This window comes from Acidovorax sp. SUPP2825 (genome assembly GCF_030158995.1).
In the GTDB taxonomy this organism is placed as follows: Bacteria; Pseudomonadota; Gammaproteobacteria; order Burkholderiales; family Burkholderiaceae_C; genus Paracidovorax.
Genome location: NZ_BQXK01000023.1, coordinates 23,012 through 42,862 on the forward strand (window position 1 = coordinate 23,012; position 19,851 = coordinate 42,862).

At 69.3% G+C, this 19,851-nt stretch carries 12 protein-coding genes; 7 read left to right on the top strand and 5 right to left on the bottom strand.

Annotated elements, in window-relative coordinates; translation table 11 throughout:
• Positions 1–37 precede the first annotated feature (37 nt).
• The 4 genes from AVAK2825_RS21590 (at position 38) to AVAK2825_RS21605 (ending at position 6,385) form a co-directional block, all read left to right on the top strand.
• Positions 38–1,012 carry an NADPH:quinone oxidoreductase family protein gene (locus tag AVAK2825_RS21590; RefSeq protein ID WP_272568207.1) on the top strand — a complete coding sequence of 325 codons (975 nt, stop codon included), beginning with the start codon at positions 38–40 and terminating at the stop codon, positions 1,010–1,012.
• A 145-nt stretch (positions 1,013–1,157) separates the two neighbouring features.
• On the top strand, positions 1,158–2,687 hold the full coding sequence (locus AVAK2825_RS21595) for a GGDEF domain-containing protein (protein ID WP_272568206.1): 1,530 nt from the start codon (positions 1,158–1,160) through the stop codon (positions 2,685–2,687).
• A gap of 69 nt (positions 2,688–2,756) precedes the next feature.
• Positions 2,757–4,379, top strand: a complete 1,623-nt coding sequence (locus AVAK2825_RS21600; RefSeq protein ID WP_284402507.1) for an alkaline phosphatase D family protein — start codon at positions 2,757–2,759, stop codon at positions 4,377–4,379.
• Between the two features lie 176 nt (positions 4,380–4,555).
• Positions 4,556–6,385 (top strand): gamma-glutamyltransferase family protein, encoded by a 1,830-nt coding sequence (locus AVAK2825_RS21605; protein ID WP_284402508.1) that lies wholly within the window; start codon positions 4,556–4,558, stop codon positions 6,383–6,385.
• 84 nt (positions 6,386–6,469) lie between these two features.
• Here AVAK2825_RS21605 and AVAK2825_RS21610 read toward each other — a convergent pair whose 3' ends face one another.
• The 5 genes from AVAK2825_RS21610 to AVAK2825_RS21630 form a co-directional block, all read right to left on the bottom strand.
• Positions 6,470–6,895 (bottom strand): cupin domain-containing protein, encoded by a 426-nt coding sequence (locus AVAK2825_RS21610; RefSeq protein ID WP_284402509.1) that lies wholly within the window; start codon positions 6,893–6,895, stop codon positions 6,470–6,472.
• Positions 6,896–7,111: 216 nt separating this feature from the next.
• Complete coding sequence (locus AVAK2825_RS21615; protein WP_284402510.1) at positions 7,112–7,858, bottom strand: transporter substrate-binding domain-containing protein; 747 nt, start codon at positions 7,856–7,858, stop codon at positions 7,112–7,114.
• Between the two features lie 87 nt (positions 7,859–7,945).
• On the bottom strand, positions 7,946–8,743 hold the full coding sequence (locus tag AVAK2825_RS21620; RefSeq protein ID WP_284402511.1) for an EAL domain-containing protein: 798 nt from the start codon (positions 8,741–8,743) through the stop codon (positions 7,946–7,948).
• A 270-nt stretch (positions 8,744–9,013) separates the two neighbouring features.
• Entirely contained in the window at positions 9,014–10,714 is a 1,701-nt protein-coding gene (locus AVAK2825_RS21625) for a multicopper oxidase family protein (protein WP_284402512.1), read from the bottom strand.
• 9 nt (positions 10,715–10,723) lie between these two features.
• Positions 10,724–13,729, bottom strand: a complete 3,006-nt coding sequence (locus AVAK2825_RS21630; protein WP_284402513.1) for an RCC1 domain-containing protein — start codon at positions 13,727–13,729, stop codon at positions 10,724–10,726.
• Positions 13,730–14,055: 326 nt separating this feature from the next.
• On the opposite strand from AVAK2825_RS21630, the gene AVAK2825_RS21635 reads away from it, so the two are divergent.
• The 3 genes from AVAK2825_RS21635 (at position 14,056) to rpoD (ending at position 19,760) form a co-directional block, all read left to right on the top strand.
• A complete protein-coding gene (locus AVAK2825_RS21635; RefSeq protein WP_284402514.1) occupies positions 14,056–15,090 on the top strand; it encodes a helix-turn-helix domain-containing protein in 1,035 nt (344 codons plus the stop codon).
• Positions 15,091–15,144: 54 nt separating this feature from the next.
• Positions 15,145–17,139 (top strand): DNA primase, encoded by a 1,995-nt coding sequence (gene dnaG, locus AVAK2825_RS21640; RefSeq protein ID WP_284402515.1) that lies wholly within the window; start codon positions 15,145–15,147, stop codon positions 17,137–17,139.
• A 254-nt stretch (positions 17,140–17,393) separates the two neighbouring features.
• Positions 17,394–19,760, top strand: a complete 2,367-nt coding sequence (gene rpoD, locus AVAK2825_RS21645) for an RNA polymerase sigma factor RpoD (protein ID WP_284402516.1) — start codon at positions 17,394–17,396, stop codon at positions 19,758–19,760.
• The last annotated feature ends 91 nt before the right edge of the window (positions 19,761–19,851 follow it).

Here is a 19,851-nt window from a genome sequence, read left to right on the forward strand (position 1 = left end):
GCGCCTATCATGCGGCCACACCGACAGGAGACCTCCCATGCATGCTTGGCTTTGCACCAACCCGACGGGCGTCGACGCCCTGGCCTGGACCGAACTGCCCACGCCCACGCCGAAGGCGGGCGAGGTGCTGATCGCGATCAAGGCCGCCAGCCTGAACTTTCCCGACCTGCTCATCGTGCAGAACAAGTACCAGATGAAGCCCCCCCTGCCCTTCGTGCCGGGGTCGGAATACGCCGGCGTGGTGGAGGCCGTGGGCGAAGGCGTCACGCACCTGCGCCCCGGGCAGAGCGTGGCCTGCCTCACCGGCACGGGCGGCTTCGGCACCCACGCGGTGGCGCCCGCGGCGCTGTGCATGCCGCTGCCCGAGGGTTTTTCGCACGTGGATGCAGCAGCGTTCATCATGATCTACGCCACCTCGCACCATGCGCTGGTGGACCGGGGGCAGCTCAAGGCCGGCGAGACGGTGCTGGTGCTGGGTGCTGCTGGCGGCGTGGGCACGGCCGCCATCCAGATCGCCAAGAAAATGGGCGCCCGGGTGATCGCAGCCGCCTCCACCGAGGAAAAATGCAAGCTGTGCCTGTCCGTGGGCGCCGACGCCGTCATCAACTACACCGAGGAAAACCTGCGCGAGGCAATCAAGTCGCTGACCGACGGCAAGGGCCCGGACGTAATCTACGACCCGGTGGGCGGCGACTTCACCGAGCCCGCCTTCCGCTCGATCGCCTGGCGCGGGCGCTACCTGGTGGTGGGCTTCGCCTCCGGCCCCATCCCGGCGCTGCCGCTGAATCTGGCGCTGCTCAAGGGCGCCTCGATCGTCGGCGTGTTCTGGGGCGAGTTCTCCAAGCGCGAGCGGCAGGCCAACGCCGCCATGATGGCCGAGCTGGCCGCCTGGTACGGCGAGGGCGCCATCAAGCCCGTGATCGACCGCACCATGCCGATGGCGCAATTGCCCGCGGCCTATGCCCACATGGGATCGCGCGGGGTGATGGGCAAGCTGGTCATGGTGAACTGACGCGAGCGCCGGCCCGCGCCCGCCGGGCCCTTCACCCGGGCCGGTGGTGCGCGGGACCGGCGTTGCACGGATGCCCTGCGGGCGCCTGTTCAAGCGGTGCGCCGTCTGTCACACTCGCGCATCTTTGCCTTTCCGTGCACGCCAGATGGCCGACCGCCCCCCTTCAGAAATCGCGCGAGAAACCCTCAAGCAGCTGGCCGCGCGCCGTTTGGCGCCCACGCCCGACAACTACCAGGCGCTCTACGACGAGATCGCCGGCAATCCCAGCCCCACCGCCTTTCCGGAAGGCCCCCTGCGCCACATCCTGCGAGTGCTGCCCGGGCAGACCCCGGCGCAAAAACGCCTGCTGGGCCTGTTCGAATCCGCCATCGACAACACCGACTGGGCCCAGTTGCAGAGCGTGCTGGTGGGCTACGCCAACCTCGGCCTGGCCAGCGTGGCCGCACCGGCCGCCGCGGCGGCGGAACCCTCGGCCGCCACGCACCTGCCCGAGGAACTGACCGAGCAGCTCGCCCGCCTGATCGACAACACCCTGCCCGCGCTGGGCGAGGACGATGCCCGCGTGCATGAACTGGCCGCGCAGCTGACCAACTTCCTGCGCCAGCCCTCGCCCCCGGTCTCGACCTTCGGCCTGATGCTGAACAACTTCAGCTACCGGCTCTCGTTCGCCACCGAGGACCAGGCCGCCATCCGCGCCAGCCTGCTCGAACTGCTGCACATGCTGTTCGAGAACATCGCCGTGCTGAGCCAGGACGACCGCTGGCTGCAGGGCCAGGTCGAGGCGCTGATGGCCGCCTCCACGCCGCCGCTCACGCTGCGCCGGCTGGACGAGGTGCAGCGGCGCCTGAAGGACGTGATCTTCAAGCAGACGGAGGCCAAGGAGCGCACCGTGCAGGCGCAGGAACAGATGAAGGAGCTGCTGGCCACCTTCATCGAGCGGCTGGTGCAGATCACCGCCTCCAGCAGCACCTACCACGACAAGATGGAGCACTGCGCCGAGCGCATCGGCCAGGCCAACAGCCTGCAGGAGATCACCCCGCTGCTCGAAGAGGTGATGAGCGCCACGCGCGCCATGGCCCTGGACAGCCGGGTGGCGCGCGACGAGCTGCAGGACCTGCGCGCGCGCTCCGATGCGCGCCATGCCGAGATCGCCAAGCTGCAGGAAGAGCTGGACCGCGCCAGCGCCCAGGCCCGGCACGACCCGCTCACCGGCTCGCTCAACCGCAAGGGCCTGGACGAGGTGATGGAGCGCGAGATCGCCCGCGCCACGCGCAACGGCTCGCCCCTGTGCGTGGCCCTGCTGGACGTGGACAACTTCAAGCTCATCAACGACCGCCTGGGCCACACGGCCGGCGACGAGGCGCTGGTGCACCTGGCCGGCGTCACGCGCGAGGTGATGCGCCCGCAGGACATGCTGGCGCGCTACGGCGGCGAGGAATTCGTGCTGGTGCTGCCCGACACCGACCTGGACCAGGGCGTGGAAGCCATGAAGCGGCTGCAGCGCGAGCTGACCACGCGCTACTTCCTGAAGGACCGCGAGAAGGTGCTCATCACCTTCAGCGCCGGCGTGGCGCAGATGGCCGAGCAGGAGGGCAGCACGGAAGCCATCCGCCGGGCCGACCAGGGCATGTACCTGGCCAAGCGCGCGGGCAAGAACCGGGTGATGGCTGCCTGAGCCCCTCCCGGGCGGCCTTTTCCGAGCGCCCGGCCTGACCGTTTCCGCTCGCGCACTGCCAACCTTCCCATGACGCAAACACCCCTGCTCTCGCGCCGGGCACTGCTGCAACGGGCCGCCTGGGCCGCAGGCGTGGCCGCCTGGCCCCGCTGGGCCGGGGCAGGCACCGCAGCGCTGCGGCACGACCCGTTCACGCTGGGCGTGGCCAGCGGCGACCCCTCGCCCGATGGGATGGTGCTGTGGACGCGTCTCGTGCCCGCCGAACCCGGCGCGTGGAACCGCCCGATCGCCGTGCGGTGGGAGGTGGCGCACGACGACGCGTTTCGCCGCATCGTGCAGCGCGGCACGGCCACCGCCCTGCCGGACTTCGCGCACAGCGTGCATGTCGAGCTGCAGGGGCTGGCCCCGGGGCGCTGGTACCACTACCGCTTTCTGCAGGGCGACGCCGTCAGCGCCACCGGCCGCACGCGCACCGCGCCGGCCGCCGCGGATGTGGCGCCGGGCCTGCGCATCGCCTTCGCGTCGTGCCAGCGGTGGGAGCACGGCCACTACGCGGCCTGGGCCGACGTTTGCCGCCAGTCGCCCGACCTGGTGCTGTTCCTGGGCGACTACATCTACGAATACGCCAGCCCCAAAGACCCGGCCGGGCTGGCGCGCGTGCACGGCCTGCGCCTGGCGCACACGCTGGCCGACTACCGCGACCGCTACGCGCTGCACAAGAGCGATCCGTCGCTGCAGGCGGCCCACGCGCTGTGCCCCTGGGCCACGACCTGGGACGACCACGAGGTGCAGAACGACTACGCCGGCACCCACGGCCGCGGCGACGCCGCCGACTTCCTGGCGATGCGCACGGCGGCATGGCAGGCCTTCTACGAACACACGCCGCTGCGCGCCGCGAGCCTGGCGGCCAGCGGGTTCGGCGCGCTGCAGGTGTACCGCGCGCTGCCCTGGGGGCGGATGGCGACCATCCACCTGCTGGATGCGCGCCAGTTCCGCGACCGCCAGGCCTGCCGCGCGGAAGGCAGCAGCGGCGCGGGCGCCGTGCGGCCCGGCGACTGCGCCGAGCTGCAGGCGCCCGGGCGCAGCTTCCTGGGCGCGGCGCAGGAGCGCTGGCTGGATGCCGGCCTGGCCGCCGATGCGCGCGGCGGCGGCGTGGGAAACGCCATCGGCGACGGCACCCGCTGGAGCGTGATCGCGCAGCAGACGCTGTTCTCGCCGCGCCACTACCCCTCGGGCGTGCAATCGACCGACAGCTGGGACGGCTACCCGGCCGCACGCCAGCGGCTGCTGCAATCGGTGGCCCGGCATGCGCTGCGCAACACGGTGCTGCTGGGGGGCGACATCCACCAGAACTACGTCTGCAACGTGATGGCGCCGGCCGACGGGGCCGCGCCGGCCGAGTCCCCGTTGGCTCCCATGGCCCGCGTGCTGGCCAGCGAGTTCTGCGGCACCTCGATCAGCTCGCGCTCGGGCACCACGCAGGACAAGGTGGACGCCATCGCCCGCCACAACCCGCACGTGCTGCTGGCGCGCTGCGACTTGCGCGGCTGGGGGCTGGCCGAGGTCACGCCCCGGCGCTGGACCACCACGCTGCGCACCGTGAACGACCCGCTGCGGGCCGACAGCGGCGCCTCCACCCTGGCCCGCTTCGTGGTGGAAGACGGTCGCCCCGGGCCCGTGCGCGACCTTTGATTTGCTACAAAATAGATAGCGAAATGCCCTAGTATTGATTGCGCTGGAGGCCAAAAAGACCAAAGACTCCCAACGCAGGGGCCACCCACGCGCGCCGGTTCGGTAGCGGGGTGTAACACCCGCAGGCCAGGCCTGCACCCCGCATTACCATGGCGCCCACCACACAGGGAGACTCCATGATCCAAAAGCACCTGCCCGCCGCCCGGCTGGCCGCCCTCGCTGCCACCGCCCTGCTCGCGGCCTGCGGCACCAGCCCCCGCCTGAACTACACCCTGCCCGACCAGCCCGAAGGCGCGTCCGGCTACACCGAGAAGCCCGGCTGGGCGACGCAGAAGTTCGCCGTGGCGGCCGCCAACCCGCTGGCCACCGATGCGGGCTACCAGGTGCTCAAGGCCGGCGGCTCGGCGATCGATGCCGCCATCGCGGTGCAGATGGTGCTGTCGCTGGTCGAGCCGCAGTCGAGCGGCATCGGCGGCGGCGCCTTCCTGCTGCACTCGGCGGGCAGCCGGGTCGAGGCCTACGACGGCCGCGAGACGGCGCCGGCCGCCGCCACCGAGAACCTCTTTCTCGGACCCGACGGCAAGCCCGTACCCTTCTACGACGGCGTGGTGGGCGGCCGCTCGGTGGGTACGCCCGGCGCGGTGCGCATGCTGGAGCTGGCGCACAAGGAGCACGGCAAGCTGCCGTGGGCATCGCTGTTCCAGCCGGCCATCCAGTTGGCCGAGAACGGCTTCAAGGTGAGCCCGCGCCTGAACACGCTGCTGGCCAACGAAAAGTACCTGGCCCAGGACCCGGCCGCGCGCGCCTATTTCTTCGACGCGGCGGGCCAGCCCTGGCCCGTGGGCCATGTCCTCAAGAACCCCGAGCTGGCCGCCGTGCTGAAAGGCATCGCGAACAACGGCTCCAAGGCGCTGCTGGAGGGCGAGGTGGCGCAGGCCATCGTCGCCAAGGTGCAGGGCCACCCGACCAACCCCGGGCGCCTGGCGCTGGCCGACCTGGCCGGCTACCAGCCCAAGAAGCGCGAGGCGCTGTGCACGGACTACCAGGTGGCCTCCAAGGACTTTCGCCTGTGCGGCTTTCCGCCGCCCAGCTCGGGCGCGATCGCCGTGGGGCAGATCCTGGGCATCCTGAAGAACACCGACGCCACCACGATGGCGCTGCAGGAAGGCCCCAAGGGCGCGGGCGACTGGCTGCCCAGCGCCGACTGGCTCTACCTGTACAACGAGGCCTCGCGCCTGGCCTTCGCCGACCGCGGCCTCTACGTGGCCGACCCCGACTTCGTGCAGCCGCCGGGCGGCAGCTGGAGCACCCTGCTCGCCCCCGCCTACCTCGCCCAGCGCGCCAAGCTGATCGGCCCGCAGAGCATGAAGGTGGCGCAGCCCGGCAACCCCGGCGCGGTCCAAACCAGCCATGCGCCCATGCCCGACCAGATCGAGCACGGCACCAGCCACATCAGCGTCGTCGATGCCTTCGGCAACGCGGTGGCGATGACGACCACCATCGAAGACCAGTTCGGCTCGCGCCAGATGGTCAAGGGCTTCCTGCTGAACAACGAGCTGACCGATTTCAGCTTCGCGCCCAAGGACGCGCAGGGCCAGCCCATCGCCAACCGCGTGGAGCCCGGCAAGCGCCCGCGCTCGTCGATGGCACCCACGCTGGTGTTCGACAAGCAGACCGGCCAGGTGGTGATGAGCGGCGGCAGCCCGGGCGGCGCGCTCATCATCCACTACACGGCCAAGACGCTCTACGGCATCTTCAACTGGGGGCTGATGCCGCAGCAGGCCATCAACCTGCCCAATTTCGGCTCGCTCAATGGCCCGACGATGCTGGAGGAAAAACGCTTCCCGCCGGCCACGGTGGAGGCGCTGCGTGCCCGCGGCGCCGAGGTGTGCGAGATGAACATGACCAGCGGCCTGCAGGCCATCACCCGCGCCGAGGTGCACGGGCAGCCGATGTGGCTGGGCGGCGCCGACCCGCGCCGCGAAGGCGTGGTGATGGGGGACTGAGCGCCCGCCCTGCCCCCCAAAAAAAAGAGCACCCGGCGGGTGCTCTTTGGCGTTGCGGCCCGGGGCCGGCCGCTGCGCCAGCGCCTACTGCTCGGCGATCACGTCCAGGAACACCAGCGGCTCGGTGCCGGTGTTGGTCAGCCCGTGCGATTCGCCCTTGCGCACGATGGTCACGTCGCCCGGCTTCACGACCACGTCCACGCCGTCCTTGTCCTTGAAGGTGCCGCGGCCCGAGACGATCACGTAGGTGTCCTCGTTGCTGGTGTGCTTGTGGTAGCCGATGGAGTCGCCCGGCTGCAGCGTGAGCCAGCTGATCTCCTTGATGGCCTGGTCCTTGAGCGCCTTGTCGCGGGTGAAGGCGTATTCGCCGGCCAGCGTGCCCTTGCCGCCGCCGGCGCCCTCCTTGTTGGCTTTCAGCAGCGCCTCCTTGGGGTACACCTCGGCCGACGCCGTCGATGCCACCCCCACCAGGGCGAATGCGGCGGCCAGCAGGCGGAACGTTTTTTTCATGGGTTGTCTCCTTTGGAATGGTCGGGTGGCAGCGCGGGCCGCCGCAGCATGCCGCGGCCCGTTCGGTGCCGATGCGATCTTATGCGCGGCCCCGCGCCCCGCACCGGCCAGCACCCCGGCGGGGCCCTGCGAAGCAGGCTTGGTATCAAAACAGGCCCCAGCACAATCGACACTAGGGCATATCGCTATTAAAATAATAGCAACCGAATCCGCGCCTCACGCCGGGGCCTGGGCCGGCGCCACGGAGGCGCCCTGGATGCCGTGCCGCTCCAGCGCCGCCTGCACGAAGCCGCGGGCCTTGGCCTCCTCCACGAAGGCATGGAGCACGCCCGCCGCGGCCGCGCCCCGGCCCTTGGGCAGCCCCATGGCCTGCTGGATGACCATGAAGCGGCCCGGCAGCAGGCGCAGGCCGCCGCCCAGGCGCTGCGCATCGGCCTGCAACTGCTGCTTGACGCCCGCAGCCACGTCGGCGCCTTCGGCCAGGAAGGTTTCCACGACGGCGGGCGACGTGGGGGCGCGCACCAGGGTGGCGGCCTTCATCTCGCGGCTCAGGTAGAGGTCGTAGGCGCTGCCCTTGCCGACCACCACCCGGTGCCCGGGCCGGTCCACGGCCTCGTTGTCGCGCAGCGGCGAATCGTCCCGCACCAGGTAGCAGCCTTCGATGAGCACGTACGGCGCGGTGAACGCGATGCCGGCGCCGCGCAGCGGGTCCACGGCGAAGAAGCCCACATCGGCCTGCTCCTGCGTGACGGCCTCGACCGATCGGCCGGCCGCATCGAACACGTCGAAGGCGATGGGCACACCCAGGCGCTCGGCCAGGGCCCGCGCCAGATCGACGGACACACCGGACGGGTCCGCCCCCGGAGCACCGGCCTTGGCCAAAATGGGGTTGCCCAGGTTGATGGAAGCGCGCAGCACCCCGGTGGGTGCGAAGGCCTGGAGGACGGCGGGATCGAGGGACATGCGGCGAAGGTCAGGGGTTGAACGAAGGCCGAGCATCTTCCAGCCGGCGCGCCGTGTAAACCCCCGCGGCGGCCTGGCGGCGCAGCGTCAGGCGGCGGCGTCCTGCGGCCAGCGTACGGGCGGCAGGGCCTGCAGCGCAGGCCGGGCCAACAGGTAGCCCTGGAACAGGTGGATGCCCAGGCCGCGCAAGGTGTGCAGTTCGGCATCGGTTTCGACGCCTTCGGCCAGGGCCTGCACGCCCAGGTCATCGCACAGGCCCACGATGCTGCGCACGATGGCTTGCCGGACCGGATGGCGGTCGACGCCGCGCACCAGGGCCATGTCGATCTTCAGCAGATCGGGCTGGAAGTCGGCCAGCAGGCTCAGGCCCGCGTAGCCCGCGCCGAAATCGTCGATCGCGCTCAGGAAGCCGTGGCGGCGGTACGCGTGCAGGATGCCCTGCAGGTGCGCCTTGTCCAGCAGGTTCTCCCGCTCGGCGATCTCGAAGATGATGCGCTCGGTGGGAAAGCCGCAGCGCTGCGCGGCCTGCAGCGTGGCGCGGATGCAGGCCTCCGGCTGGTACACGGCGTTGGGCAGGAAGTTGATGCTCAGCCGGCAGGGCATGCCCAGTGCCGCGGCCAGCTCCACGGCCTTCACGCGGCAGGCCTGGTCGAAGGCGTAGAGGTTCTGCTCGGTCACCCGATCCAGGATGCTCTGGGCCGAGCTGCCGTCCAGCCCCCGCACCAGCGCCTCGTAGGCGTAGACGCTGCGGTCGCGCAGATCGACGATGGGCTGGAACGCCATGGTGAACTCGAAGTCCAGCGCCTGGCCATCGCGGCAGGCGGCGCAGGCGGGCGAAGAGGCGGTGGCCGAAGAGGCGGCGTGGGGGGAGGCGGGCAGATTCATGACAGCGATGGGCCACGGGCAATGGCGGGGCGACGATCGACTCGACAAGCTTACGCCCATTCAGCGGCACACTGGTCCCACACGCGTCCCGTGCCCCACCGGGACACCAGCCATTGCCGCCCCATCAGGCCCCATCCCGCGCACGACGCCGGGGCCCGGCGCACCGCACCGGGCCCCTCGCCGCGCTCTTCTTCTCTCCCCTCTCTCTCTTGGTTCCTGTGGCTCCGCGTCTGCTTTCGCCCGTGTTCGCTAGCTCGTGTTCGTCGCCTGTCACGCCACCACGTGCACCAGTTGCATCATTCCCAGGTCTTCGTGGTCGAGCGCATGGCAGTGCCACACGAACTGGCCGTGGAAGTCGGTGAAACGCATGCGGAAGGTGATGCTGCCCATCGGCGGCACCGGCAGCGTGTCGGCCCAGTACGGATCGACCGGCTCGCCGTTGACCCGGACCACATAGCTGTCGTTGACGTGGATGTGGAACGGGTGCGGGTAGCGGTTGAGGTTCTGGATGGTCCATTCCTCCACCGCGCCCAGCGCCACCGTCTGCGTGGCCGTGAGCGACGACTGGAACGGCGACAGCCGGGCCTGCGGCGAGGCATCGCCGGACGAGAACACGGTGTCGGTGAAGCCGTCGACGCCGTCCGACAGCGGGATGAACCAGCCCTCCCCCGCCGGAATGGGCTGGGCCAGGCGCTCGCTCGTCTTGGACAGCACGGCCAGCACCAGGCTGCGCTGCTTGCCGCCATGGGCCGCCAGTTCCTCATCGGTGATGGGCAGGTGCTCGGCATAGCGCGGCAGGCGCGCGGGCTGGGGCAGCGGGGTGGACAGCGGCGTGCCCTCCACCACGATGCGCGCGACGATCTCGTCCTGCGCCTCGCTCGACGGCGCCTTGACCGAACGCAGGTAGTACGTGCCGGGCACGTCGCTGGCCTTCACCACGATCGAATGGCGGTTGCCGGGGTACAGCGCGTTGCCGGGCCAGTGGGCGTTGTCGAATTGGTCCGAGGTGGCCGCGTTGATGGGCTTGAAACGGCGGTTGAACACGTTGCCGTCCTTGGCATACGCCCAGAGCGTGTGGCCGTCCAGCACGGGGTTGAACGGGTAGAACGAAGCCGTGTTGACGAAGTGCCACTGCTGCACCTCGCCCGGCCGCATCACGATGGTGGGCTGGTAGGCGCCGTTGAGCAAAAAACCCGACGACGCGGTGCGGATGGAGTCGTAGAAGGATTCGGTTTTGCCGTCGTCGGTCAGGTTGACCTTGTGCACGTGGATCGCGCGCTCGCGGATGTCCGGCGTGTCGATGAAGGTGTCCTTGGGGTCGTGGATGAGGATGGCGCCGAACATGCCGCTGGAGACCTGCACGTTGGACGACCCGTGCAGATGGGGGTGGTACCAATAGATGCCGTTGGTGTGGTCGGCCGGGATGGCCACCTCGTGCTGGCGGCTGGCCCCCGGCAGCACGCTGGCCTCGGCCATGTCCACCACGTAGTCGCCGAACACGCCGGGGCGGATCTCCCGCGGATCGACGTGCAGGCCGTGGAAATGCAGGTTGGTGCTGTTCTGGTGGTTGAGGTAGTCCAGCGAGGACTGGCCCTTCACGTTGGCCGGCAGTTCGTTCACCAGCCGAATGCGCAGCGTGTCGCCGGGCTGCAGGTGCAGCGTGGGCGCCATGTACTGGCCGTTGAAGCTGCGCAGCGCGGTCTGCACCGTGCGGGCCACGCCCGGATAGGCCGGCGGCTGCGATCCCGCGATGCGCAGCGGCTGCGCACCGTAGCGGGCGAACAGGTCCAGGCTGAGCTGGCCGCCGGACGACGTCAGCGCGGCGGGCTCGGGCAGCGTGTCCGCCGTGGCGCCGGAGGCGCTGCCGCCGCAGCCGGCCAGCGGTGCGACCACCGTGCCCAGGGAGAGCCCGAACATCCACTGCAGGCTGGCGCGGCGCGTCGGCTCCGGGGTCGAGAAAGAATCGGTCATGGCGGGCCTTCAGGCGAATGCGATGGGATGGGGACGGACCTGCACGGCGGTGGACGGAAACGCCCCGCAGGCGGACGAGCGGTTGTCGCCCCAGGCGAGCAGCCCGGTGCCGGTGCGCGCCAGCACGTGGCCCGATCCGGCCGCCAGTTGCTGCACGCCGCGCAGCGCCGGCACGCGCAGCGGCTTGGCGGAAAAGGCCATGCCGTCCCGCGCGAGCTGCCCCATGCCGTTCCAACCCCATGCGAACACATCGCCCTGGCGCGACAGCGCCACGGTGTAGAACATGCCCGCATCCACCTGCGCCACGGCAAAGCCGGTGCGCACCCGCACGGGCCGGGCGAAATAGCGCGCGGCCGCATCGCCCGATTGCCCGTACTGGTTGGAGCCCCAGGCCCACAGCCCGCCTTGCGCGTCCACCGCGAAGCTGTGCGTGTCGCCCGCGGCCACCTGCACGATGCGCCCGGGCAAGTCCACCCGCACCGGCACGGCGGATTCAGTCAGTGCCCCGTTGCCGAGCTGGCCGGCCGCGTTGGCCCCCCAGGCCCAGACGCGGCCGGCACGGTCCAGCGCCAGCACGTGCGCATGGCCGGGCGCCAGGTGCGCGATGGCGCCCAGGCCTTCGATGGCCTGCGGGCCGGATTCGCGCGACGCCGTCACGCGGCCCAGTTGCCCGTAGGCCGCCATGCCCCAGGAGCGCACCGTGCCGTCGGCCTGCAGCGCGAATGCGGCGGCTTCGGTTTGCGCCACCTGGACCACGGGGGACGGCAGGCCCGACACGCCCACGCGGTCGGCGCCGTGCTCCGGCGACACCACGGGCCGGCAGGCCACCACGGCGCCGCCCTCGCGCACGGCCAGCGTGTGGGAATACCCGTCGTGCACCGCAGTGAACGGCAGGCCTGGGTTCAACCACTGGGGCTGCGGCTGCGCGTAGCGGTTGTGGCCGATCTCGGTGGGGCTGGACGTGCACAGCTCGCCTGGATAGCCGGGCGGCAGCTGGGCGCTGGTGCCTTCGTGGTTGGACACGTGCACGTCCGACGCGTTATCGCCCTCGACGCTCCAGATGGCATCCTGGGTCACGTCCTTCCACTCGCCGCTGTCGGAGTAGCGCACCAGCGCCCAACCCTGCGCCGTGTCGGCCGTGGATTTGAAACCTTCGTAGAACTCGACCTTGAACTCCACGGGAACGGGCGGCGTGCGCACGTACAGCACCGGCATGGTCCAAGGCACAGGTGGCTGCGAGGAGCCGTATTGGGTATAGCACTTGCCGTCGCCACGGCAGAATTTGATGCGGATGTTTTCCTCGTCGCCGTTGTAGAGGTTCATCACCAGCGTGCGCAGTTCGTAGTCCGACTGGCCCCAGTGGCGATCGCGCCGCGTGTAGGCGTTGCGGGTGACGATGTAGCCCGGGCCGAGGATCTTGTACGGCCTGGACCCCGCCTGCCCCAGGTCGGCGAAATGCCGGTAATGGGTGGTGCCGTCCTGCTGGTACGACTGCGGCTTGAAACCGAAATACCGCATGACTTGAGGCGTCGCAGCCGACTGTTCGCCGGAAGGCAGCCGATGGCGCACGGCGTTCGGCGGTATCAGGCTCTGCAGTTCGGTGATGCTGGGCAGGCGCCAGGGATTGCCCGCGCTCGCCGGGTCGGCCATCAGCCCTTCCAGACCGTCGTACTCGAACATCTCCGGTTTCCACATCAGGCCGGTGTCGCGGTCCAGGATGCTGCCGTCGGCGAAGGGCTTGAGCCCGTTGGGGTACATCAGCCGCTGGCGCTTGAGGTGAATGTGGTACTCGTCCAGGTGCCGCTCCGCCTTGTCCAGTTGCGGCGGATCGCCCGCATGGGCGGCCTCGACCTTGAGGTTCAGCGCCTGGGCCTGCAGCGCGCGCGCCTGGTTGAAGGCGTTGAACAGCAGGTCGTCATAGGCCGTTCCGGCGCGGCCCGAATAGAACTTGGGGTGGTCGTCCAGCAGCAGGCGGATCAGCCCCTTGGCATCGGCACCGGAGCCCACCTGGTTGTCGTGCAGCTGGGTCAGCACCAGGCTTTCATTCACGGACTTGACGAATTGCTCCTGAAGCTGGTCGGCCGTCGGCGGCGCATCCCCCGCCGCGCTGGCCAGCAACTCGGTCTTGTCCTGCACGAACGCCTTCAATACCTCCAGCGCCGTCAGGCGGGCGATGTAGGCCGTGGACCGCGGCACCTTGTCGATCGCCTCGCTCAGCCGCTTGATCTCGGCCGTGATCGCCTGCAGTTGCTTGGCGGTGGTGTCCTCTCCTTCACCCAGCCCCAGTTCGTTCAGGAAGCTGTTGATCCCGCTGACCCGCATGAGCCAGCCTTTGACCTTGCCGCCGGCCCAGTCCTTGAAGTTGCCGGACAAGCCATCCACCAGGTCCTTGATGGTGGCGTCGGGGCTTTTGTCGGCGCCCAGCAGGCCGGCCGCGTTCCGTCCGAAGCGCTGGACGGAGACCGTGGCGTCGATGCCGTCCGCCACCTGCCGCGCCAGCGCCTGCGTGCCGCCCGCGCCGCGCGCGGCCTGGTGGAAGTGGTCCGCATCGAACCGGTCGCGGTCCAGGCTGAAGCCCAGAGTCCCCACGGGAAGGTCGGGCGGCAGCCCCAGCGACTCCAGCACGCGTGCCTGGGCCAGCGCCAGCGCCATCCCTGGCTGCGTGGCGAGGTAGGCATCCACCAGCGTGGAGATCGGCGACAGCACGACCGCCGTGCCGGACCGGTAGTCCTCGAGCCGGGCGGCCAGGTGCAGGCCGTCCCCCAGGTCCAGGACGAGGCGCAGGCCGCCCTGCGCCGCGTGCACCAGCACCGTGGCATGGCCGTCGAAGGCCGTCTGCACCAGCGTCTGGCCGCCCGCGCCGAAGACCGTGAGCGTGCCCTGGCCCGGGCCGCCCGGCTCGGCATGGACCGGTACCGACAGCGCATGGGGTGCAGGGCCGAGTCCGCCTTCGCCGCAGCTTCGGACGAGGTCAAGATGCTGCAGGGGGTCGAGGGGGCTGTCTACAGGGTGCATAAGTTGTGTCCGGCAGGCCGGTCCATTGGGGTGATGACGCAGTTTTTCGCCCGGAATCGGGCGGCAGGCCTCCCGCCCACCGGTGCATCGTGACGTTTCGCCCCGGCCGTTTCAACCCGCTGATCCAGTGGGGATTTCCATCCCACGCTGCGGCCAGAGCCCTCCGTGCAGCCCATTGAGACGGGCGGCCATGCCAGGCCCAAAGGGTGAGACGCGGGGTCCATTTCGACCCCGTTCGGCGCGGAGGGTTTTTTCTCGGCCTGTCGCGCGTGCACTACATTTCGAGTGGAAACACACAAAAAGCAACAGACCGCCGAAGGGAATTCATGGCAAACGAGATCCGTCCGGCTTCCGATGCCCATCCACCTCGCCGCCATGCTGCGCTCGCCAGTCCGCACGTTTCAGGGACCTTGGTGGAGGTCTCCACCGACCCCATCCCCTCGGGCGAGCGCCTCGACTTCTGGCGGGAATCGGTGCTCAGCCGCATGCGCCCCGAGTCCGACGCGCCGGACGGAGCGGCGTTCGGCGGGCGGTTGCGTCGCATCGTCGGCCATGGGGCCGATCTGGTCGAGCACGCGAGCGAGGCCGTGCATGCCGTGCGCACCGAGGCCATGTGCCGCCGGGACGGCGCGGACGACATCAGCCTGTCGCTGATGGTGGAGTGCGACTGGGCCACCCAGGAAAACCACGGAGCGCAGCAGATCTCGGCCGGCATGCTCTACCTCGTGGACTACGCCCGGCCCGTGGAGATCCGGCGCTCCCGGCACCGCGACATGTCCCTCATCGTGTCGCGCAAGACGATCCACGACACCCTGGGCCCCGGCTTCGCACTGCCCGACCAGTTGCCGCAGCGCCCGGGCCTGGGCAGCGTGCTGCAGACCCTGATGGCCGCCACCTGGCGCGAGGCGCCGCGCATGGGAATCGACGAACGCACCGTGGCGCTGAAAGCCTGCACCGACATGGCCCTGGCCCTGCTGCAGACATCGCAGAAAGCCGGCCTGCAGGCCGATGCCGGCCGCTTCGACGACAGCCTGTACCGGGCGGCCTGGGGCCTGGTGCGGCGCCACTGCGGCGACCCGGCCTTCGGTGCCGAGCGGCTGGCGGTGCTGCTGGAATGCTCGCGTGCTTCGCTGTACCGACTGTTCGCACGCCACGGCGAAGGCGTGGCGGCGGCCATCTGGAGCGCCCGGCTGGAGGCCGCCTGGCAGCAGATCACCGCGACCGCGGGGGCCGGCACTGAGCGGCCCAGCCTCTCGGAGATCGCGCTGCGGTGCGGGTTTTCCGACCCGTCCACCTTCCAGCGCATGTTCAAGCGCCGCTTCGGCCTCAGCCCGCGCGAGGCGCGCCACCAGGCGAACTGACACGCAGGCCGACCGGCGGGTGCCGGCACCGGCGCGTTGGGGGACAATCGCCGGGTGTCCATCCCCCAGTCGTTCATCCAGGAATTGCTCGCCCGCGTCGATGTGGTCGACATCGTCGGCCGCTACGTGCAGCTCAAGAAGGGCGGCGCCAACTTCATGGGGCTGTGCCCCTTCCACGGGGAAAAATCGCCCTCGTTCAGCGTCAGCCCCTCCAAGCAGTTCTACCACTGCTTCGGCTGCGGCAAGAACGGCAACGCCATCAGCTTCCTCATGGAGCACGCCGGCATGGGCTTCGTGGAGGCCGTGCAGGACCTGGCCCAGCAAGTGGGCCTGCAGGTGCCGCAGGACGACGTCTCGCCCCAGGAGCGCGAGCGCGCCGCCGCCCAGCGGCAAAAGCAGGCCACGCTGACGGACGTGCTCGAGAAAGCGGGCGAATCCTTTCGCAAGCACCTCAAGGATTCGCCGCGTGCGGTGGGCTACTTCAAGGGGCGCGGCGTGTCCGGCACGGTGGCCAAGCGCTACGGCCTGGGCTACGCGCCCGAGGGCTGGCGCAATCTGGCCAGCGTGTTCCCCGAGTACGACAGCCCCCTGCTGGCCGAAAGCGGCCTGGTGATCGTGAACGAGGAGGACGACAAGCGCTACGACCGCTTCCGCGACCGCGTCATGTTCCCGATCCGCAACGTGAAGGGCGAATGCATCGGCTTCGGCGGGCGCGTGCTGGGCGACGACAAGCCCAAGTACCTCAACTCGCCGGAAACGCCAGTGTTCCACAAGGGCCGCGAACTCTACGGCCTGTTCGAGGCGCGCACCGCCATCCGCGAGCACGGCTACGTGCTGGTCACGGAGGGCTACATGGACGTGGTGGCGCTGGCGCAGCTCGGCTTCCCGAACGCCGTGGCCACGCTGGGCACGGCCTGCACGCCCGACCACGTGCACAAGCTGTTCCGTTTCACCGACACCGTGGTGTTCAGCTTCGACGGCGACGCGGCCGGGCGGCGGGCGGCGCGCAAGGCGCTCGACGGAGCCCTGCCCTACGCCACCGACACGCGCAGCGTGAAATTCCTGTTCCTGCCGGCCGAGCACGACCCCGACAGCTTCATCCGCGAACACGGCACCGACGCCTTCGCCCGCCAGGTGGGCGAGGCGCTGCCGCTCAGCCGCTTCCTTTTGGAGGCGGCCCGCGAGAACTGCGACCTGGGCACCGCCGAAGGCCGGGCCCACATGGTGAGCAACGCGCGGCCACTGTGGTCCGCCTTGCCCGACGGCGCGCTCAAGCGGCAGTTGCTGACCGAACTGGCCGAGCAGGGACAGCTCGACGCGCGCGATCTGTCCGACCTGTGGAACCAGGCCGCAGCGCAGGACGCCAGCCGCCAGGGCGGCGGCGCGCACCGCGCGGCGCCCGGTGGCGCTCCCCCACCCGCCTACGCCGACGAACCGCCCTGGGGCGCCTCCGCGCAGGACGCCGGCTGGGCCCCGGCCGGCGAGCCGCCCGGCGGCGGCCAGGGCTATGCCGCCAAACCGTTTCGCAAGAACAACGGCGACTGGAAAGGCAAGGGCCGCTGGAAGAAGGAGGACGAGCGCCCCATCCAGCCGCGCCTGCCCCGCACCCCGGCGGCGAGCCGCACGGACCACGCGGTGCGGCTTCTGCTGTCGCACATGGAGTTCCTGGAAGACCTGGCCCACGAGGACCATGCGGTGCTGTGCGCCCAGGCGGCACCACACGGGCCCCTGTTCACCTGGCTGGAAGGCCAGTTGCACGAGCACGGTCCGCTGGCCTGGGCCGTGCTGCGCGAGAGCCTGCGCGGGCACGAATGCGAGGGGCTGGCGGAACGGGTGATGACCGGCTCGCACGCCCAGACCGAGGGCGACGTGCAGGAACTGCGGGCCGAGTTGCGCGACCTGCTCGACCGCATGCTCATCGAGGAACTCAAGCGCCAGCAAAACGAGCTCATCCTGCTGGCGGCGCGCGACCCGGCGGCACTGGCGCAGTACCAGGCCCTGGAGCAGCGGCTCAAGGCATTGCGCGGAATTTCGCTCAAGCCGGCTTGAAATCCCCCTGGGCCGCTATAATGTAGGGTTCATCGGCAAGAGCGACAGCAGCACCTCCGGGCCGGGCAACCGTGACACACACGCACGACCGCCCTTCACACCGCAAGGACTGCACACCAAATGTTCGCCCACACATCTTGCCCCTGAGGGTCGCTCCCTCGAACCGCGAAGGCTCCGGCCTTTGCCGTGCCACCCGCGCCGGGATCCATGGCGCTTGCGTTTTCTTTGTGTCCGTTTTTGATCCTGAGGTGTCCATGCCTGCTCAAAAGTCCGCGAAGTCGCCCAAGTCCGCCCCAGGCACCGCCGCGAAGGCCGCTTCCAAACCTGCTGCCAAAGCCGCAACGACCGAGCCCAAGAAGGCCCTGGCCGCCGCTGCTCCAGCCGCCAAGAAAGTCCATACCGTGCCCGTGAACAAGTCCTCTGACAAGGCCGAAGCCTCCGAAGAAACCAAGAAGCCCGCCCGCGCCAAGGCCGCCGTGGCCTCCGCTGACGACGAAACGCCCAAGAAGCGCCCCGGCCGCCCGGCCAAGGCCGCCGGCGCCGCCGCAGCCGACAAGGCCCCTGCCAAGCGGGGCCGCAAGCCCAAGGCCGGCGCGGACGACGATGCGGTGGGCGACGACGCCGACCTGTCCGACATCGAGGCCGACCTCGAAGGCGAACCCGAAGCCGAAGCCACCCCCACGGCCACGGTCGAGAAGGTCAAGCCCCTTCGCATGAAGATCAGCAAGGCGAAGGAACGCGCCTTGATGAAGGAATTCGGTCTGGACGAGACCGTCCTGTCCGAGGAAGACCTGGCCAAGCGCCGCTCGCGCCTGAAGACCCTGATCACCCTGGGCAAGACGCGCGGCTACCTGACGCAGGTCGAAATCTCCGACCACTTGCCCGACAAGCTGGTCGATGCTGAGACGATGGAAGTCGTGGTCACGATGCTCAACGACATGGGTGTGGCCGTGTACGAGCAGACGCCCGATGCCGAGACCCTGTTCCAGAACAACGTGACGCCCACCGCGGCGACCGTCGAGGAAGCGGAAGAAGAAGCCGAAGCGGCCCTGTCCACCGTGGACAGCGAATTCGGCCGCACCACCGACCCCGTGCGCATGTACATGCGCGAAATGGGCACGGTGGAACTGCTGACCCGCGAAGGCGAAATCGAAATTGCCAAGCGCATCGAAGGCGGCCTGCAGGCCATGATGGAGGCGATCAGCGCATCGCCCGCCACCATCGCCGAGATCCTGAACATGGGCGAAGAGATCCGCGAGGGCAAGGTCGTCATCTCCACCATCGTGGACGGCTTCTCCAACCCCAATGAAGCCGACGACTACGTGGCCGAAGAAGACTTCGACGAATTCGACGAAGAGGACGACGACGACGGCAAGGGCGGCTCCAAGGCGCTGACCAAGAAGCTCGAAGAACTCAAGCGCGAAGCCCTGTCCCGCTTCGACACCATGCGCGACCTGTTCGAGAAGGTCCACAAGATCTACGACAAGGAAGGCTACGGCACGCCCGCGTACATGAAGGCCCAGCAGGCCCTGTCGGCCGAGCTGATGACCATCCGCTTCACCGCCAAGACCATCGAGAAGCTGTGCGACATGGTGCGCGGCCAGGTGGACGACGTGCGCAAGAAGGAGCGCGAGCTGCGCCGCATCATCGTGGACAAGTGCGGCATGCCGCAGGAAACCTTCATCAAGGAATTCCCGCCCAACCTGCTGAACCTGAAGTGGGTGGAAAAGCAGGCGGCGTCCGGCAAGCCCTGGAGCACCGTGCTGCAGCGCAACATTCCGCCGGTGCAGGAACTGCAGCAGCGCCTGATGGACCTGCAGGCGCGCGTGGTGGTGCCGCTGCCCGAGCTCAAGGACATCAACAAGCGCATGAACGAGGGCGAATCGTCCTCGCGCGATGCCAAGAAGGAAATGATCGAGGCCAACCTGCGCCTGGTGATCTCCATCGCCAAGAAGTACACGAACCGCGGCCTGCAGTTCCTGGACCTGATCCAGGAAGGCAACATCGGCTTGATGAAGGCCGTGGACAAGTTCGAATACCGCCGCGGCTACAAATTCTCGACCTACGCGACGTGGTGGATCCGCCAGGCCATCACGCGCTCGATCGCCGACCAGGCGCGCACCATCCGCATTCCGGTGCACATGATCGAGACGATCAACAAGATGAACCGCATCTCGCGCCAGCATCTGCAGGAGTTCGGCTTCGAGCCCGATGCGTCCATCCTGGCGGCCAAGATGGAGATTCCGGAAGACAAGATCCGCAAGATCATGAAGATCGCCAAGGAGCCGATCTCCATGGAAACGCCGATCGGCGACGACGACGACAGCCACCTGGGCGATTTCATCGAGGACGGTGCCAACACCGCCCCGATCGATGCCGCCATGCAGGCCGGCCTGCGCGATGTGGTCAAGGACATCCTGGACGGCCTCACGCCGCGCGAAGCCAAGGTGCTGCGCATGCGCTTCGGCATCGAGATGTCCACCGACCACACGCTGGAAGAAGTCGGCAAGCAGTTCGACGTGACGCGCGAGCGCATTCGCCAGATAGAAGCCAAGGCATTGCGCAAGCTCAAGCACCCCAGCCGCAGCGACAAGCTGCGCAGCTTCATCGACTCGCTGTAATCAGCCTGCCGCCGCCCCTGGGCCGCGTCCATCGAAAAGCCTGCCCCCGCCTTGCGGGAGCAGGCTTTTTTCATGGCTGGACGTTTTCGCG

Bases quoted from the DNA above. Each gene is read 5' to 3' on its own strand.
- AVAK2825_RS21590 (WP_272568207.1), top strand. From the start codon at position 38: ATGCATGCTTGGCTTTGCACCAACCCGACGGGCGTCGACGCCCTGGCC.
- AVAK2825_RS21595 (WP_272568206.1), top strand. From the start codon at position 1,158: ATGGCCGACCGCCCCCCTTCAGAAATCGCGCGAGAAACCCTCAAGCAG.
- AVAK2825_RS21600 (WP_284402507.1), top strand. From the start codon at position 2,757: ATGACGCAAACACCCCTGCTCTCGCGCCGGGCACTGCTGCAACGGGCC.
- AVAK2825_RS21605 (WP_284402508.1), top strand. From the start codon at position 4,556: ATGATCCAAAAGCACCTGCCCGCCGCCCGGCTGGCCGCCCTCGCTGCC.
- AVAK2825_RS21610 (WP_284402509.1), bottom strand. From the start codon at position 6,895: ATGAAAAAAACGTTCCGCCTGCTGGCCGCCGCATTCGCCCTGGTGGGG.
- AVAK2825_RS21615 (WP_284402510.1), bottom strand. From the start codon at position 7,858: ATGTCCCTCGATCCCGCCGTCCTCCAGGCCTTCGCACCCACCGGGGTG.
- AVAK2825_RS21620 (WP_284402511.1), bottom strand. From the start codon at position 8,743: ATGAATCTGCCCGCCTCCCCCCACGCCGCCTCTTCGGCCACCGCCTCT.
- AVAK2825_RS21625 (WP_284402512.1), bottom strand. From the start codon at position 10,714: ATGACCGATTCTTTCTCGACCCCGGAGCCGACGCGCCGCGCCAGCCTG.
- AVAK2825_RS21630 (WP_284402513.1), bottom strand. From the start codon at position 13,729: ATGCACCCTGTAGACAGCCCCCTCGACCCCCTGCAGCATCTTGACCTC.
- AVAK2825_RS21635 (WP_284402514.1), top strand. From the start codon at position 14,056: ATGGCAAACGAGATCCGTCCGGCTTCCGATGCCCATCCACCTCGCCGC.
- rpoD (WP_284402516.1), top strand. From the start codon at position 17,394: ATGCCTGCTCAAAAGTCCGCGAAGTCGCCCAAGTCCGCCCCAGGCACC.